This window comes from Nitrospiraceae bacterium, assembly GCA_035623075.1.
Classification (GTDB): domain Bacteria; phylum Nitrospirota; class Nitrospiria; order Nitrospirales; family Nitrospiraceae; genus DASPUC01.
In genome coordinates, this window is the sequence record DASPUC010000046.1 from 1 (window position 1) to 13,618 (window position 13,618).

The following is a 13,618-nucleotide window of genomic DNA, read 5'->3' on the forward strand; positions in this document are numbered from 1 at the left end:
TCGTGGAGCGCTGGCGGCAGACCTACAACCGGATTCGGCCCCACAGCGCCCTGGGCTATCGTCCGCCGGCACCGGAAGCCATCGCGCCACGGTGCGCGTGAGTCACATTGCAAGTGGTACAACTACAGGGGGCAGGTCAACGGTACTTCTCTCCTTATCACCTCAATGCCATGCTTTTCTCCCGTTGTGCGAATAGTATTTTCAACCGCCAGCTGAAAAGGAATTCCTGAGCGATTTATTAAGTCCCGCATTGGCTGATAAGCATCAGACATTTCGTCTCTACCAATCAAAATTTCGTCGCTAGGAACTCACCGACGAACGCAATCACTTCCTGAACCTCGGAGGAATCAATCTTTGCCCATTCGGCATGAAGTGCTTTATTTCGAAAAGGAACCATGCCCTTCAGCAATGATCCCTGCGTAGGTGACGAAACGGGGACATTCTACTTTTTCAGGTCAGGTCCAGTCCATGACGCTGCGCGCGTCCAACGAGCACCCCCTCCTTCTTCTCCTCCCTCGTTGTAATAGGGGAAGGCCCCCGCTACTTTCGCGGCCATTGTGGCTTGTGTTTCCGCCGGCCAGGAGCGGTCGCGTCCCGGCTTTGCGGGCGGCGAGGAGTGTCCGCAGTTCCATCCTCATCGCATGGGATGGAACAAGTTTCCGAAGCCGAGCGACCGCGACGTCGACGGCGGCCAACAAGACACAGGCTCAAGCGAAAGTAGCGGGGCTTCCGTCCGTCCCTCCTCCCTTGCATATCCATCTTCCACACTCTTACAATATCTTCTCTTTGGGCTAACCCATCGTCTTTCTTATCGGTTTTATCGCGTTTGCGGGAAGGGTCAGGCCGGCATGAAGATCGAGTTCTCCAAGGGCGACCGGGCCTCCAGCAGGATGCTGAAAACAACCTCTCGCGTCGTTCTCGGCTCGCCAACATCCTCAACGTACCCCAGAGGGTACGCCTCCGGTGTTAGCTTGCCTGCGGCCAAGCGAGACGCCGTTTTGAGCATCCTGCGATTAGGAAGGGCTAGCTCTCGATGAAAATAGAGTATTCAAAGGGTGAGCGAGCCTCTAAAGAGCTCATTCTCTTGAATCGCCAACAGTTCGAAGCCTCCAGCGGCCGGAAGATGAAGGTCCTGCTGATCTTCCCGCCCGATTGGTTCCCCTCCGAACCCTATCTCAGCCTTCCCTCGCTCACCTCCGTCCTCCGCCAGGCCGGCCATACGGTCATCCAGAAAGACATCAACCTCGAGATGTGGGACTGGTACTTCAGCGAGGATTTCTTGAAGAAAGTTCTGCGCCGGGTGCCGCAGCAGCTCGACCGGCTGCGCAAGCTCTCGAAGAAGCGGGATCTGAGCGAAGCTGAGATGGATTTGCAGCTGGCGCTCTGCGATGTGACCCGCCAGAAGATCGACGAGCTGATCAAGAAGGCGGGGAAGGCGAAGGCGATCGTCCGCGGAGAAACATTCTACGATATCGATCAGTTAGAGTGGGCGATTCAAGTCTTCCGCGAGGTCACGTCGGTGATCTCGATGGTCTATGCGCCGGCGCGGATCTGCATGCCGCCGATGGAGACGGATCTGTCGTACAAGGTCTATGTCTCTTCCGACGTGATGGATGCGGTGAACGATACCCAAGTCAACATCTACCGCGATGTGTTCGACCAGCTGGTGAAACCGGTGATCGAAGCGGAGCAACCGGACGTGGTTGGCATCTCGATCGTCCTGCAGCAGCAGATCTTCTCCACCATGACCTTCTGTGCGCTGATCAAGCAACAGTTCCCCCACATCCACGCCACGATCGGCGGGAATACGGTGACGCGCCTGCGCGACGTGCTGCCCCAGTCGCCGCTGTTCGAGTACTTCGACAGCGCCGTGGTCTATGAAGGGGAGACGGCTTTTCTCCAATTAGTCGAGGCAGTCGGGGCGAAGCGGAGCCTGGCCGACGTGCCCAACACCATATATAAGGACGAAACCGGCATCCATACGTCTCCGACGAGCTATGCGGAAGACATGGCTGCACTGCCACCGCCGGACTTCGATGGCCTCCCGCTCTCGAAGTATTTCGTGCCGACGAAGATCCTTCCCTATCTGGCGACGCGCGGCTGCTACTGGGGCCGCTGTGAATTCTGCGACCATGGCGAGGGCTACACGGCCGGCTACCGGTCGAAGAAGATTCAGGACGTGCTGGCGGAGATCAAGTTCCTGCGCGACAAGTACGGGGCGAAGCATTTCCATTTCACCGACGAGTCCTATCCGCCGGCCCTGTTCCGCAAGCTGGCGCGTGGTTTAGTCGAAAGCCAGATGGGCATCACCTGGACAACGCACATGCGGTTCGAAAAAAGCTTGCTCGACTCGCAAGTCTGGCGCGACGCGCGCGACTCAGGCTGCCGCTATCTCCACTTCGGCTATGAGTCGGGCGTCGAACGGGTGCTCCAGCTGATGGACAAGGCGACGACGACCGAGGTGATGACGAAGCACCTCAAGTACACGGCCGAGGCTGGCATCTGGAACCACTGCATGGGATTCTTCGGCTTCCCGGGAGAAACGAGGCAAGAGGCCTGGCAATCCGTGGAGTTCCTGGAGCAGAACAAGAACCATGTGCATTCGCTGGGGTTCGGCACGTTCGACCTGGGCCGGCATAACCCGGTGGCGAAGCATCCGGAGAAGTGGGGCGTGACGGCCTACAAGAACCCGGACTGGGACCTGGCGCTCGACTACTACTACACGGTGAAGAACGGGATGAGCATCGAAGAGGCCGAGCGGGTGTTCCAGGAATTCGAACGGAACCACAATCCAGGCTGGGACCTGCGGCTCTACATCAGGGAATATATCTTCCTTTATATAGCGCGGTTCGGGATGAGGAAGTTGCCGGACTTGCAATATCAGGCGATGAAGACGGCGGGAGTGGTGCCGACGCTGGCCGGAAAGATGTGATGTGGCGTTGTTCGTATCTCGTGAAGCATGAAGCGCAAGAAAGATCGTCCCTCGTCATCTGCGAGATACGCTTCATGAACGACGGATGTAATAACTATGAGCGTTAACGAGCTCGTTCAAATCGACGGGTTGCCGCAGCTGAAAGACGGCGTGCGCAAGACGTCGAAGGTTATGCTGCTGTTCCCGCCCGAGTGGGTGCCGACCGCTCCGTATCTTGCCTTGCCCTCGCTGACCGCAGTGCTCCGCCAAGCCGGCCATCACGTGATTCAACGCGACGTGAACATCGAGATGTACGACCATTTTTTCACGACGGAATTCCTGATCTGGATTAGGGCGAGGCAGACGATGCAGCTGAGGACGCTGCAGATGAAAGAAAAGCGGGGAGAACTGACGGAGCAGGAGGCCGGTCAATTGTCCGTCCTGGAGCAGGCCATGACGATCGATGTCTTCGATCTCGCGACGCGCGCGGAGGATGCCAAGGCCGTCGTCCGCGGCGAACGCTTTTACGAGGCCGAGAAGCTCGAGAATGCGCTGAATACCTTTCGTGAGGTGATGCACTACATCTCAGCCGCCTACTATCCCGCCTCGCTGGTGTTCTATCCGATGGAAAGTAACCTGGGCTATCGGCCGGGTGTGTCGAAGGAAGTCTTCGCCTGTCTCGAGGACGAGCAGGTGAACATCTATCGGGATATCTGCAACCAGCTGGTGCTGCCCTCCGTGAGCAAGGAAAAGCCGGACGTGGTGGGCGTCTCCATCGGCACGCAGATGCAGCTGATGGCGGGCTTGACGTTCTGCAAGATGATCAAGGAGACGTTCCCGAACATCCATGTCGTGGTCGGAGGCAACGTGATCACGCGCTTGCAGGAAGAGTTGCCGCATCACGAGCGGTTCTTCACCGAGGTGTTCGACAGCGCGATCCTCTATGAAGGGGAGCATGCGCTGCTCTGGCTGATCGAGGCCTTGAACGGCAAACGCGAGATGGCCTCGGTGCCGAACCTCATGTATCGAGATGCGACGGGGGTGCGGCAGAACAAGGAAATCTACACGGAGAAAACCACGTCGCTGCCGATCCCGGACTTCGACGGATTCCCGTTGGATCACTATTTCGTGCCGGAGCGGATCATCCCCTATCTGGCGACGCGAGGGTGTTACTGGGGGCGTTGTACCTTCTGCGATCACGGGCAGGGGTACTTCGATCAGTATCGAGGGATGTCGGCACAGCTGGTCGTGGAGCAGGTGAAGGCTCTGCGCGACAAGTACCAGTGCCGGCATTTCCTCTTTGCCGATGAGTCCTATCCGCCCGCGCTGTTTAGGAAAGTCTCGCAGCTCTTGGTCGATCAGCAAGTTGGAATCAAATGGACGACGTTGATTCGATTCGAAGAGACCTTGCAGGATCAGGCAGTGTGGGATCTCGCGGCCAAGGCCGGCTGTTGCACGCTCTATTATGGGATGGAGTCAGCCAACGAACGCGTGCTGAATCTGATGGACAAGCATGCCAAGAAGAGCGTGATCCAGAATAATCTCAAGCAGGCGGCGAAGGCCGGCATCTGGAATCATGTGATGGCCTTCTACGGGTTCCCCGGCGAGACGAGAGACGAGGCGCTGGAGACCAGGCAATTTGTGCTGGACAATCAGCCGGTGATCCACTCAGTTGAACTGTTCTACTTCGTGGCCTATCGCCATACGCCCATGGTCCGCAATCCTGAGAAATTCGGCATCACGATTCACAAGCAGGGGGAATACGACCTGCCGTTGGACTACTACTACACGCTGGACGAGCCGGTCGGTCTGACCTGTCTGGATGCGATGCAGCTCTGCGAAGAGTTCTATAAGAACGACTTCCATCCCTGGGCGGTGCGCGTGAATGCCCGCGAGCACGTGTTTCTGTACATCTCGAAGTTCGGGACGAACAAGTTGCCGCAGATTTATGCGAAACAGCCTGCGATGGTGGGGTCGGGCGAGGGTGTATCCGGTTTAGTCACATGGCCGGTGGCGATCGGGGAGAATCAAGAAGGCATGTCTCGCGTCACGAGCCATGAGGTGAGGTAGTCGTTATTTGTTCAACGTTTGAGTAGATGTTTGTCGAAATCGATAAACGATTCACGCTTAACGATTAACGGGGCGCATCATCATCAGGGACCAGGACTGCGCAGAGAAGCGCGTAGGCTGCCTCGATTTTCTTGGTCATGTCCTCGGCCATCTTGTAGTTCTTCATGTACTGTTTGGGATTGTTCGTCAGGTTCGCATAGCGGGCCGGTTCCCAGTTGTACAGTTGGACTCGCTTGGCCCGCTCGAGATCTTTCTGGGTTGTGGGAAGTGTGAGACAGAGGATTTCCAGGGCGTGCATCACATCTTGTTCGGTCACACCGGACATAGCGCCAGTGTGACAAACGGTTTGTAGGCTGTCAATTCATGCCGACTCCGCTTCCGATCCTCCAGGCCCCTCCCATCTTCAAGAACAAAGATTATCGCGATGTCCTTATCCGAGAGATGGACGGAGGGAAAATCCCGATCAGCCTCGGGAAGACCTGTCCGGTGAAGTGCGAGTTCTGCTACGAGATCGACCATTCTTACCGCGAAACACTCGATCCTCCCAAGACGACCGACGAAGATTGGAAGTTCATCCTCGACTATATCAACAAGAAGCCGACCGATCCGATGCAGTTCTGGTGTCTTGGGGGGAACGAGTACATGGAATGGACCGATCTCTTTCTCCATCCCAAGGCGATGGAGTGGGTCGAAGATTTCCTGACCTCCACGGATAAGAGCATCACGTTCTTCACAGTCGGCTATGTCCAGGTGCCGAAGATTCATGAATTGGCTGCGCGATATCCGGGCCGGATCAACTTCGAGCTTTCGGTGATCACGCTGAGTCACTATCGAGAACGACTGATGCCCCACGCGCCGTCGATCAAGCATCTCATGAAGGTGTTGGACGGACCGGCTGTGTCCTCGGCGAACTTCTATGCGTTCGACGCTCATACGATGTCGACGGATGCGGAGACGATCTCTGCCATCAATCAGAAATGTGTGCTCTGGATGGGCTGCCTCACGCCGGTGCGCGGGATCAAAGAACCGACGGCGGATCTGATGCGCCAGGGCAGAACCTATCTGGCGGAAGAAGCGCTCCGTCTATACGAGAAGGGGCTGCCGAACATCCAGACGATCCAAACGGAGGCGCCGATCACCGCCTTTATGAACCGCAAACGCATCGTCAGCGCCTTTGACGCTCTCGAGTTGGAGAAGCGGGATACCGTGGTGATGGCGAAGAGTGTGTATAAGGTGCTGAACATGTACCGGAAGAACCGGGCCAAATTCCTCATGGTGCCGAACGCGACACTCGGCGGCGATTCCGACTGTTCAGTGCTGCTGACGTTCGATGACATCGCGCGACGCGTGACCGATCAGAAACGCATTCATATCCCGAAATGCATGATGCAGTCCGGTCGGGGTGCGTATACGGATATCGGCGGCGTGACGCTGGAGCAGTTCATGAAGAAGACCGGCGTCAAGGCGAGGGTGCTCCATAAGATCGACACGAAGTTCGCCAACAAACTCCTCTGGCGCAACTGCTTACTGAAGAACTACGTCGAAGACTATGTGCGGAATCCGCTCGTGCAGTCCTTCGAATCCTTGCCAGTTCCTGCCTGAGAATTCAGAGCGTATGGCTTATGGCGTTTAGCACGAACTCGGAAGGCTACTCGTCCGGAGCTTGTGCCATACGCTATATGCTATAGGCCATTGGCTCTTATTTGAGGATCGGATCGAGGTTGAAGGCGACGCTGATGCGGGGGGCTTTCCCTTTATAGGGCGCGACTGCGTGGTACTGCCAGCCGGGAAACATGACGCACTGACCGGTGGTGGGAGTGAACGAGATGGTATTGCCGGCGTCGTGCAGCTCAGGAATCGCGTAGCGTAAATAGGGAGCGAGCATCCGCGGAAGGCAGCCGCGGGGATCGAAGAGCTCCAACTCGCCGCCGTTCTCCTGTTCCGAGGTAATATCGCCCACGTCCACATAGTAGACTCCGGACCAGAATGAACCGGGATGTGAATGGGAACCGTTGCTCCCGCCGGTCCGTTGGACGTTGGCCCAAATTTCCACCACCTGCCAGGCCGGACGTTGGGTGCTTTTGCCTGTCCGGTCGGAGAACTCCGTGGCCTGCGTTGCGACCTGGATGACATACTCGAAGAGCCTCTTCAGGGGCCCGCCGGCCCAGTCCATCATCGACATGTCGTGGGGAGACGACCAGCCGATCACTTCACGGTCTTTGTAGGCCGGTTCCGCCGCTTCTCGCGTAAGGACCGCTTGCTTTAGCTCCTCATTCAGCCGCCCATGGTCGGGAATTGAGAACACCAAGAGCGGTGTCGAAAAGATGGGGCGAACGTTTAGTTCCAGTTCCTTGGCCATGTGTTCATCGCAGCTGACGTGCCTGAGAATAGGCGTCGCGCAGCAGCCAAGTCAAGGCGCTTGCGGTCGAATCGTGTAACGCGTGCTCGGTGTTTGACACCAGGTTCCCCCTTGACCTAGAGTGCCGATACCATGCTCCCGGAACGGCGCACGCTGAAGTTCTATCAGGCCGATGTCTTTACCCTGCAACCGTTCGGTGGAAATCCGGTCGCCGTGATTCCCGAGTCAGAGGGGCTGACGGACGATGAGTTACAGCAAATCGCCCGTGAGATGAATCTTTCCGAGACGGTGTTCGTTTTTCCTCCGACGGATAAGGCCGCCGTCGTTCGGCTCCGGATCTTCACCCCGACGCAGGAAATTCCCTTTGCCGGCCATCCGGTGCTCGGCACGTTCTTCGTGCTGGCTGAGTTGGGGCTCATCCCAGCGAAGGAACCCGTCACGCGCGTTCTGCAGGAATGTAACATCGGGCTGTTTCCCGTTGAACTCCACGCGAAGGAAGGTCACGTCGTTCGGGTGGTCATGTCCCAACCGAAACCAGAGTTTCTCGGCGCCATCGAAGAAACGGAAGACCTCTATAAGGTGGCGGGTGCCCTGGGCCTTTCGAAATTCGTCATTGCCGAGGCGAAGTGGCCGATCGAAGTGGTGTCGACCGGGCTCCCGGTTCTGATTGTGCCGGTGAGGACCTTGACCGCAGTCCGTTCGATCAGGCCTGACGCGTCGGCGATCACTGATGTGTGCCGTCGGTTCGGCGCCAACGGCATCATGGTCTTCACGACCGTTACGGTCGAACCCTTTGCCACGGTGCATACCAGAATGTTTGCACCGTCGATCGGGATTCTCGAAGATCCGGCTACCGGCAGTGCCAGCGGGGCGTTGGGCGCGTACCTGGTGCAGAACGGGGTGGTGGAGGTGGGGCCGACGACCGAGATCATCGCCGAGCAAGGGTATGAACTCGATCGTCCATCCCGCATCCTGATTCAGGTGGTATCGGATGACGACGTCATCCAAGATGTGAAAGTGGGGGGACATTGTGTGATGGTGGTGGAGGGGACGTTGACGTTTTGAAATAGCGGGTCCTGTCAGGGAGGAGCCCGACCGTCCTCGCACCCCGCCAGGTGTAGGGACCCCGCTGCGGGCGGTCAGGCGCCCACCTCCCTGCCATCCGCATTCAAAACTGTGAGGGATAGGGAATGAAAGCCGTCATCTTTAGACAGCATGGTGGGCCGGACAAATTGTCGTACGAAGACATTCCTACGCCGACGATCGGCGCGCAGGATGTCCTGGTCCGCGTCAAAGCCTGCGCGTTGAATCATCTCGACATCTGGATTCGTCAAGGCAACCCGGCGTACCCGATGCCGCTGCCGCATGTCTCCGGATGCGATAGTGCTGGTGTCGTAGAACAAGTGGGCGATCAGGTCGAGGGTGTCACTGTCGGCGAGCGGGTGCTGGTTTCACCGGGACTCAGCTGCTGGCGATGCGATCAGTGCTTGGCGGGACGAGACAACCTGTGTCGCTCCTACGGCATTATCGGAGCCATCACCTATGGTGGCTACGCCGAGTTTGTGAAGGTGCCGTTTCGGAATGTCCTTCCGATTCCAGGGAATCTCAACTTCGAGCAGGCTGCGGCGTTCCCGCTGGTCTCAGTGACGGCGTCGCACATGTTGTTTGCACTCGCGCAGCTGCAGCATGGAGAAACGGTCTTGATCATGGGAGCAGGCAGCGGGGTAGGCAGCGCCGCGGTTCAAATGGCCAAGCTGGCCGGCGCGAGGGTCATTACCACCGTCGGAGCCGACGACAAGATTCCGAAAGCGGTGGTGCTGGGAGCGGATGCGGTCATCCACCACGGACGAGAGAAAGTCTCGGAGCGGGTCAGGCTGCTCACCGAAGGGCGGGGTGTGGATGTCGTGATCGAGCACATCGGTCCCGAGGTGTGGGACAGTTGCCTCGAATCACTCGCGAGAGGCGGTCGGCTCATTACCTGTGGCGCGACGACAGGCGCAGAAGTGAAACTGAATCTCCGCTATGTCTTCTCTCGCCAGGTCACCATTAAAGGTTCCTATATGGGGACAAGGGCGGAGCTCGTGAAAGCGACAGAACTCATGGGACAAGGCCGGTTGATTGCCGTCATCGATCGCACCTATCCGCTCAAGGAGGCGAAGGCGGCTCAGGAACATCTGATAAGTCGAAAGTTTTTTGGAAAGATCGTCTTAACGGTCGGATAAATATAGGCCGGCACTTTCTGCCGGCACGTCACTATTCACAAAAGGAGTGAGCATGGGCACAGTGGGGAACATCATGACCAAGCATCCCGAGACCGTGGGGCCGGGAACGTCGGTCAGCAGCGCAGCGAAAACGATGCGAACGGCACGCGTGGGGTCGTTATTGGTAAAGAAGGGAAAGCAGCTGGTCGGGATCGTCACAGACACGGATATCGTGCGGCGTGCCGTCGCGAGCGGGAAAAATCTTGGTAAGTTGACCGTCGAGAAAATTATGACATCCCCGATTTGCTCCATCGAAAGCAATCGGTCCGTGGGTGATGCGCAGGATATGATGGGTGACTTGGGTGTGCGACATCTTGGTGTGACAGAAGCGGGAGTGATCGTCGGTGTGATCTCGGTGCGTGATCTGCTGGTGTACTATCAGCGGGTTTCTGAACCGAAGATTGCGCAAGACTAGCAAGGATGCTCTCAGCTTTCAGCCTTCAGCTCATGAGGTGAGACTAAGATGCTCTCCGAACCGTAGTCTGGCTGAGAGCTGACTGCTTAATGCTGACGGCTGTTACTGCTTCGTCAGTTCTTTGACGAGATGGCCGAGCTCCGGAAGAATCAGTTTCTCCATCGCCAAGCGGACGGCGTTTTCGGAGCCGGGGGTGGAGAAGAGCACTCGTCCCTTGATGATTCCGGCTGTGGCTCGGCTCATGATGGCCGGTGAGCCGATCTCTTGATAGGTGAGGTAGCGAAACACCTCGCCGAATCCGTCCAGCCGTTTTTCCAACATCGCATCGACCGCTTCAAAGGTTGAATCCCGCCGTGAGATGCCGGTCCCGCCGTTGATGATGATGGCTTGAATCTTCTTGTTTGTGACCGCCGCTTTGATCTTGGCCTTGATCTTGGCCGGTTCATCTTTGACCAGATGGTAGGCGACGACTTCATGGCCCGCGTCCTTGAGCATATGCATGATGCGATAGCCGCTGGTGTCAGTTTCGGCAGTGCGCGTGTCGCTGCAGGTGATGACCATACAGCCGATGGATTTGGGAGCATCGGCTTTATGTTCGTGGTGAGGGGCGTGAGTGCTCATGCTTCGAGCAGGAAAGCCATCAGCGATCAGCTATCAGCTGTCAGCTCTGAGTCATGGCTGACCGTTGAAGGCTGATAGCCCTTATTTCCACACCGCATCGGGATTCAGCTTCTGCACCGGCTTGCCACCCTTGATATGTTCGTCGAGGATCGTGGCGACATCAGCTTCGGTCACTTTCGAGTACCAGGTGCCGTCCGGGTAGACGACGGCAGTCGGTCCCTGTTCGCAGGGACCAAGACAGGACGAGCCGGTGACGAGCACATCGCTCGGCATCAGTCCGCGTTGCATCACCCCCATGCTGAAGGCCATCAGCAATTGAGCCGAGCCTTGGCTCCCGCAGGACGGTTTGGGATGGCCTGGAGGACGGGCGTTCGTACAGACGACAATGTGGTACTTTGGTTTTGGCATGAGTGCTCCTTTAGGTCGAGCTATCAGCTGTCAGCAATCAGCTGTCGGCTCAAGGTGAAGGAATTGGTGTGATGCTGATGGCTGAATGCTGAAAGCTTCTCTGCGTTATTGTGGTCGGTACGCCTGCCACTGTTCGATGCATTCTTCCGGGAACTTCCACTGCTTGAGTCCTTTCATGACCCAATCGAGATAATGATTCTTCGGCTTAAACTTGCCGATCGGCGCAGCCGCGTACGTGGTGACGAGTAGTTTTTCTCCATTCTCGTTATGTACCGTGACTTGGACATGGCGGTAGGCTCCTTGCGGGACGTCGCCTTCGAACTCGTCGAGCGTCTTCACATCCTCATCGGTGAGTTCAAAAACCGCTCCCCAGACCTTCTCGCCGGGAGAGGGGACGACACTGGCCAAACCGCAGCGCCACTGGGACGACCACCGGCAGAACTGGATCGTATGATCGGGCAACGTCGCGAGCGTCTGGAATTGGTGCTCCGGTGCGCGCCGCTTGAGTTGCGTCGGATTCAAATTGTCGGCGTACAAAAAAAACTTCATCGCAACGTTCCTGTGTGCCCGGTATATGTAACATAACCACTTTCGCGCGCACAAGCCGCGTTGCCGGCTTCTCGCGCCGGGATGAGCCACGCGTTGACTTCCGTCTTCCGGCCTTCCTAAGATGGACACGGTGCGGGCGTGATACGGAAATTCTTTCGACTGTTGCTGTGACAGCGGGAAGGATCTTGCTCCCGCTCTGTAACCCATAATCAGCAGATCGTTTCCTCCCCATGGCGAAAATTCTCCATTATGCGGTGCTCGCCGTCCTGGCTCTCGGCGTGCTGTACTACTTGTGGGTCACGCCATCCTCGCTCAATCCGATGGCGGATAAGCGGGCCGCGGAAGCCCTTGCCCTCGTCCAAACTCACCGAGCCCTGGGATATCCCACGATCCTGCAGGCCATGACCGAGCACGTTCGTTCGATGAAGGAGCGGGGGCGCGGCGTTCGACTCGGAGAATGGCGCGTGAAGCAGGCCGACGGCGATCTCTATGAGATTCGAATCCAGTTGCGGGACGAGGGAGAAAAAGGGCAGTGGTTTGAGCGGGAATTTATTTGGCATGCTCATCTGGCATCCAAAAAGGTGAACGCTGCGTCGCTTCCTGCAGATGGGCTGACACCGAAAGCGCCCGACGTTGATTCTCCGGCGCCTCAGAATGTGTTACCTCCATCTGGATCTACTTCAGGGTAGGGGGTAGCGCGATTTGAACGGCGTCTCCTTCGACGCGGACCGGGCAACACGCGACGGTAAAGTGCGGCACCTCCGGTCGGACTCCGGTTCGTACGTTCAATTTCCATCCGTGCCGGGGGCATTCCACGATCTCCCCGTCCAGATGCCCTTCTCCTAATGGTCCTCCTGAGTGCGGACAAGTATTATCGACGGCGTAGAAGGTTCCATCCACATTGAAGAGGGCAACCCACACACCCTGTACTTCAACGGTACGCCCTGTGCCGGGAGGGATTTCGACGACTTTGGCGACGGTCACGAATTCAGGCATGCAAACCGACCTGATCCATCTGAAGTGTCGGTGAGATGCGAATGCGGTCCGACGTTCTGACATGGCTCAGAGCTTGATTTCGGAGAGGGCTTATGGCATAGAGATACATGAGCGTACCCAGACCGATACCAGGCCTTCTCACAGAAGGAGCCTCGGTTGGGAATGAGGTTGTTGAATGGAAATGACCCTTCTGCTCAACTCCACGTACGAACCTCTGCGTGTCGTCCATTGGCAAAAAGCGATCTCTCTTCTCTGGCAAGGCAAGGTTGAAGTCCTCGAAGTCTACGACCGCGAGATTCACGGCATCTCGATCTCCATCAAGCTCCCCGCCGTCATGCGCCTGCTCAAGCTGGTGAAGCTGAAAGACAGTCATCGCGCCGTCAAGTTTTCCCGTATCAATATCTTCACTCGTGATGGGTACACGTGCCAGTATTGCAAGCATAAACACAGGACGGAGGAGCTGACGTTCGATCACGTCATTCCCATTGCCAAGGGGGGACGGAAGACGTGGGAAAACATCGTCACGGCCTGTTGGCGCTGCAATAACAAGAAGAGCGGGCGAACGCCGGAAGAAGCCGGCATGCGGCTGGTGAAGAAACCCATCAAGCCCCGCTGGAGTCCGGTGATCACCATTACCATCGGCATCAGGAATACTCCGGAAAGTTGGCGAGATTATTTGTACTGGAATTTGGAGTTGGACACCGACCCCTCCGAACCCTAAAGTGCTCAGTGCTGAGTTCTGAGTAGAATTTCCATGCTCAGCGCTCAGTCCCCAGGACTCAGCACTTCCTCAATACACCTTATCAAGCACGATTTCGAGATCTCGTCCGCCAGGAAGCGTCGGGTTCTTCGCGTAACGGCCTTCGATATCGCCCGGCTGTGCCGGCCCGGCTTGGCCGTCCCGATCCAGTCTGGCGATCACATCGACCATTCCGCGTAACTCTGATCCCTGCACCATCACATCGGCATTCGTAATTTCAAATGGGACCGGGAATTTCGGGTTCTCGATTCGTTTGGCCGCGATCGGT

At 57.2% G+C, this 13,618-nt stretch carries 16 protein-coding genes; 9 read left to right on the forward strand and 7 right to left on the reverse strand.

Annotation, left to right across the window (positions count from 1 at the left end):
• The 3 genes from VEI50_13865 to VEI50_13875 form a co-directional block, all read left to right on the forward strand.
• A partial coding sequence (locus VEI50_13865) for an integrase core domain-containing protein (GenBank protein ID HXX76211.1) occupies nt 1-101 on the forward strand: 101 nt, incomplete at its 5' end.
• 1,022 nt (nt 102-1,123) lie between these two features.
• Nucleotides 1,124-2,932 (forward strand): radical SAM protein, encoded by a 1,809-nt coding sequence (locus VEI50_13870; protein ID HXX76212.1) that lies wholly within the window; start codon nt 1,124-1,126, stop codon nt 2,930-2,932.
• A gap of 96 nt (nt 2,933-3,028) precedes the next feature.
• Nucleotides 3,029-4,981, forward strand: coding sequence for a radical SAM protein (locus VEI50_13875; protein HXX76213.1), 1,953 nt, complete (start codon nt 3,029-3,031; stop codon nt 4,979-4,981).
• A gap of 64 nt (nt 4,982-5,045) precedes the next feature.
• On the opposite strand, the gene VEI50_13880 is transcribed toward VEI50_13875, so the two are convergent.
• A complete protein-coding gene (locus VEI50_13880; protein ID HXX76214.1) occupies nt 5,046-5,306 on the reverse strand; it encodes a hypothetical protein in 261 nt (86 codons plus the stop codon).
• 38 nt (nt 5,307-5,344) lie between these two features.
• Between VEI50_13880 and VEI50_13885 the strand changes: the two genes are divergently transcribed.
• A complete protein-coding gene (locus VEI50_13885) occupies nt 5,345-6,583 on the forward strand; it encodes a hypothetical protein (protein ID HXX76215.1) in 1,239 nt (412 codons plus the stop codon).
• A 97-nt stretch (nt 6,584-6,680) separates the two neighbouring features.
• Here VEI50_13885 and VEI50_13890 read toward each other — a convergent pair whose 3' ends face one another.
• Entirely contained in the window at nt 6,681-7,340 is a 660-nt protein-coding gene (locus VEI50_13890; GenBank protein HXX76216.1) for a 2OG-Fe(II) oxygenase family protein, read from the reverse strand.
• Nucleotides 7,341-7,472: 132 nt separating this feature from the next.
• On the opposite strand from VEI50_13890, the gene VEI50_13895 reads away from it, so the two are divergent.
• The 3 genes from VEI50_13895 to VEI50_13905 all read left to right on the forward strand — a co-directional run bounded on the left by VEI50_13895 (nt 7,473) and on the right by VEI50_13905 (nt 10,016).
• Nucleotides 7,473-8,405 (forward strand): PhzF family phenazine biosynthesis protein, encoded by a 933-nt coding sequence (locus tag VEI50_13895; GenBank protein HXX76217.1) that lies wholly within the window; start codon nt 7,473-7,475, stop codon nt 8,403-8,405.
• 125 nt (nt 8,406-8,530) lie between these two features.
• Nucleotides 8,531-9,562, forward strand: coding sequence for a zinc-binding dehydrogenase (locus VEI50_13900; protein HXX76218.1), 1,032 nt, complete (start codon nt 8,531-8,533; stop codon nt 9,560-9,562).
• Nucleotides 9,563-9,614: 52 nt separating this feature from the next.
• On the forward strand, nt 9,615-10,016 hold the full coding sequence (locus VEI50_13905; protein HXX76219.1) for a CBS domain-containing protein: 402 nt from the start codon (nt 9,615-9,617) through the stop codon (nt 10,014-10,016).
• A gap of 102 nt (nt 10,017-10,118) precedes the next feature.
• Here VEI50_13905 and VEI50_13910 read toward each other — a convergent pair whose 3' ends face one another.
• The 3 genes from VEI50_13910 to VEI50_13920 all read right to left on the reverse strand — a co-directional run bounded on the left by VEI50_13910 (nt 10,119) and on the right by VEI50_13920 (nt 11,594).
• Nucleotides 10,119-10,637, reverse strand: a complete 519-nt coding sequence (locus VEI50_13910) for a MogA/MoaB family molybdenum cofactor biosynthesis protein (GenBank protein HXX76220.1) — start codon at nt 10,635-10,637, stop codon at nt 10,119-10,121.
• An 81-nt stretch (nt 10,638-10,718) separates the two neighbouring features.
• A complete protein-coding gene (locus VEI50_13915) occupies nt 10,719-11,045 on the reverse strand; it encodes a (2Fe-2S) ferredoxin domain-containing protein (protein HXX76221.1) in 327 nt (108 codons plus the stop codon).
• A 105-nt stretch (nt 11,046-11,150) separates the two neighbouring features.
• On the reverse strand, nt 11,151-11,594 hold the full coding sequence (locus VEI50_13920) for a gamma-glutamylcyclotransferase family protein (protein HXX76222.1): 444 nt from the start codon (nt 11,592-11,594) through the stop codon (nt 11,151-11,153).
• A 230-nt stretch (nt 11,595-11,824) separates the two neighbouring features.
• Between VEI50_13920 and VEI50_13925 the strand changes: the two genes are divergently transcribed.
• Nucleotides 11,825-12,283, forward strand: a complete 459-nt coding sequence (locus VEI50_13925) for a hypothetical protein (protein ID HXX76223.1) — start codon at nt 11,825-11,827, stop codon at nt 12,281-12,283.
• Here VEI50_13925 and VEI50_13930 read toward each other — a convergent pair.
• Nucleotides 12,270-12,590 (reverse strand): Rieske 2Fe-2S domain-containing protein, encoded by a 321-nt coding sequence (locus VEI50_13930; GenBank protein HXX76224.1) that lies wholly within the window; start codon nt 12,588-12,590, stop codon nt 12,270-12,272. The two genes, VEI50_13925 and VEI50_13930, sit on opposite strands and share 14 nt — an antisense overlap.
• A 175-nt stretch (nt 12,591-12,765) precedes the next feature.
• Between VEI50_13930 and VEI50_13935 the strand changes: the two genes are divergently transcribed.
• Nucleotides 12,766-13,311, forward strand: coding sequence for an HNH endonuclease (locus VEI50_13935; protein HXX76225.1), 546 nt, complete (start codon nt 12,766-12,768; stop codon nt 13,309-13,311).
• Nucleotides 13,312-13,380: 69 nt separating this feature from the next.
• Here the strand turns inward: VEI50_13935 and VEI50_13940 are convergent.
• A partial coding sequence (locus tag VEI50_13940) for a hypothetical protein (GenBank protein ID HXX76226.1) occupies nt 13,381-13,618 on the reverse strand: 238 nt, incomplete at its 5' end.

What these genes read in the sequence shown, in the direction of transcription:
- VEI50_13880 (HXX76214.1), bottom strand. Translation starts at nt 5,306, where the DNA reads ATGTCCGGTGTGACCGAACAAGATGTGATGCACGCCCTGGAAATCCTC.
- VEI50_13890 (HXX76216.1), bottom strand. Translation starts at nt 7,340, where the DNA reads ATGGCCAAGGAACTGGAACTAAACGTTCGCCCCATCTTTTCGACACCG.
- VEI50_13925 (HXX76223.1), top strand. Translation starts at nt 11,825, where the DNA reads ATGGCGAAAATTCTCCATTATGCGGTGCTCGCCGTCCTGGCTCTCGGC.
- VEI50_13885 (HXX76215.1), top strand. Translation starts at nt 5,345, where the DNA reads ATGCCGACTCCGCTTCCGATCCTCCAGGCCCCTCCCATCTTCAAGAAC.
- VEI50_13895 (HXX76217.1), top strand. Translation starts at nt 7,473, where the DNA reads ATGCTCCCGGAACGGCGCACGCTGAAGTTCTATCAGGCCGATGTCTTT.
- VEI50_13900 (HXX76218.1), top strand. Translation starts at nt 8,531, where the DNA reads ATGAAAGCCGTCATCTTTAGACAGCATGGTGGGCCGGACAAATTGTCG.
- VEI50_13935 (HXX76225.1), top strand. Translation starts at nt 12,766, where the DNA reads ATGGAAATGACCCTTCTGCTCAACTCCACGTACGAACCTCTGCGTGTC.
- VEI50_13930 (HXX76224.1), bottom strand. Translation starts at nt 12,590, where the DNA reads ATGCCTGAATTCGTGACCGTCGCCAAAGTCGTCGAAATCCCTCCCGGC.
- VEI50_13910 (HXX76220.1), bottom strand. Translation starts at nt 10,637, where the DNA reads ATGAGCACTCACGCCCCTCACCACGAACATAAAGCCGATGCTCCCAAA.
- VEI50_13915 (HXX76221.1), bottom strand. Translation starts at nt 11,045, where the DNA reads ATGCCAAAACCAAAGTACCACATTGTCGTCTGTACGAACGCCCGTCCT.
- VEI50_13870 (HXX76212.1), top strand. Translation starts at nt 1,124, where the DNA reads ATGAAGGTCCTGCTGATCTTCCCGCCCGATTGGTTCCCCTCCGAACCC.
- VEI50_13920 (HXX76222.1), bottom strand. Translation starts at nt 11,594, where the DNA reads ATGAAGTTTTTTTTGTACGCCGACAATTTGAATCCGACGCAACTCAAG.
- VEI50_13905 (HXX76219.1), top strand. Translation starts at nt 9,615, where the DNA reads ATGGGCACAGTGGGGAACATCATGACCAAGCATCCCGAGACCGTGGGG.
- VEI50_13875 (HXX76213.1), top strand. Translation starts at nt 3,029, where the DNA reads ATGAGCGTTAACGAGCTCGTTCAAATCGACGGGTTGCCGCAGCTGAAA.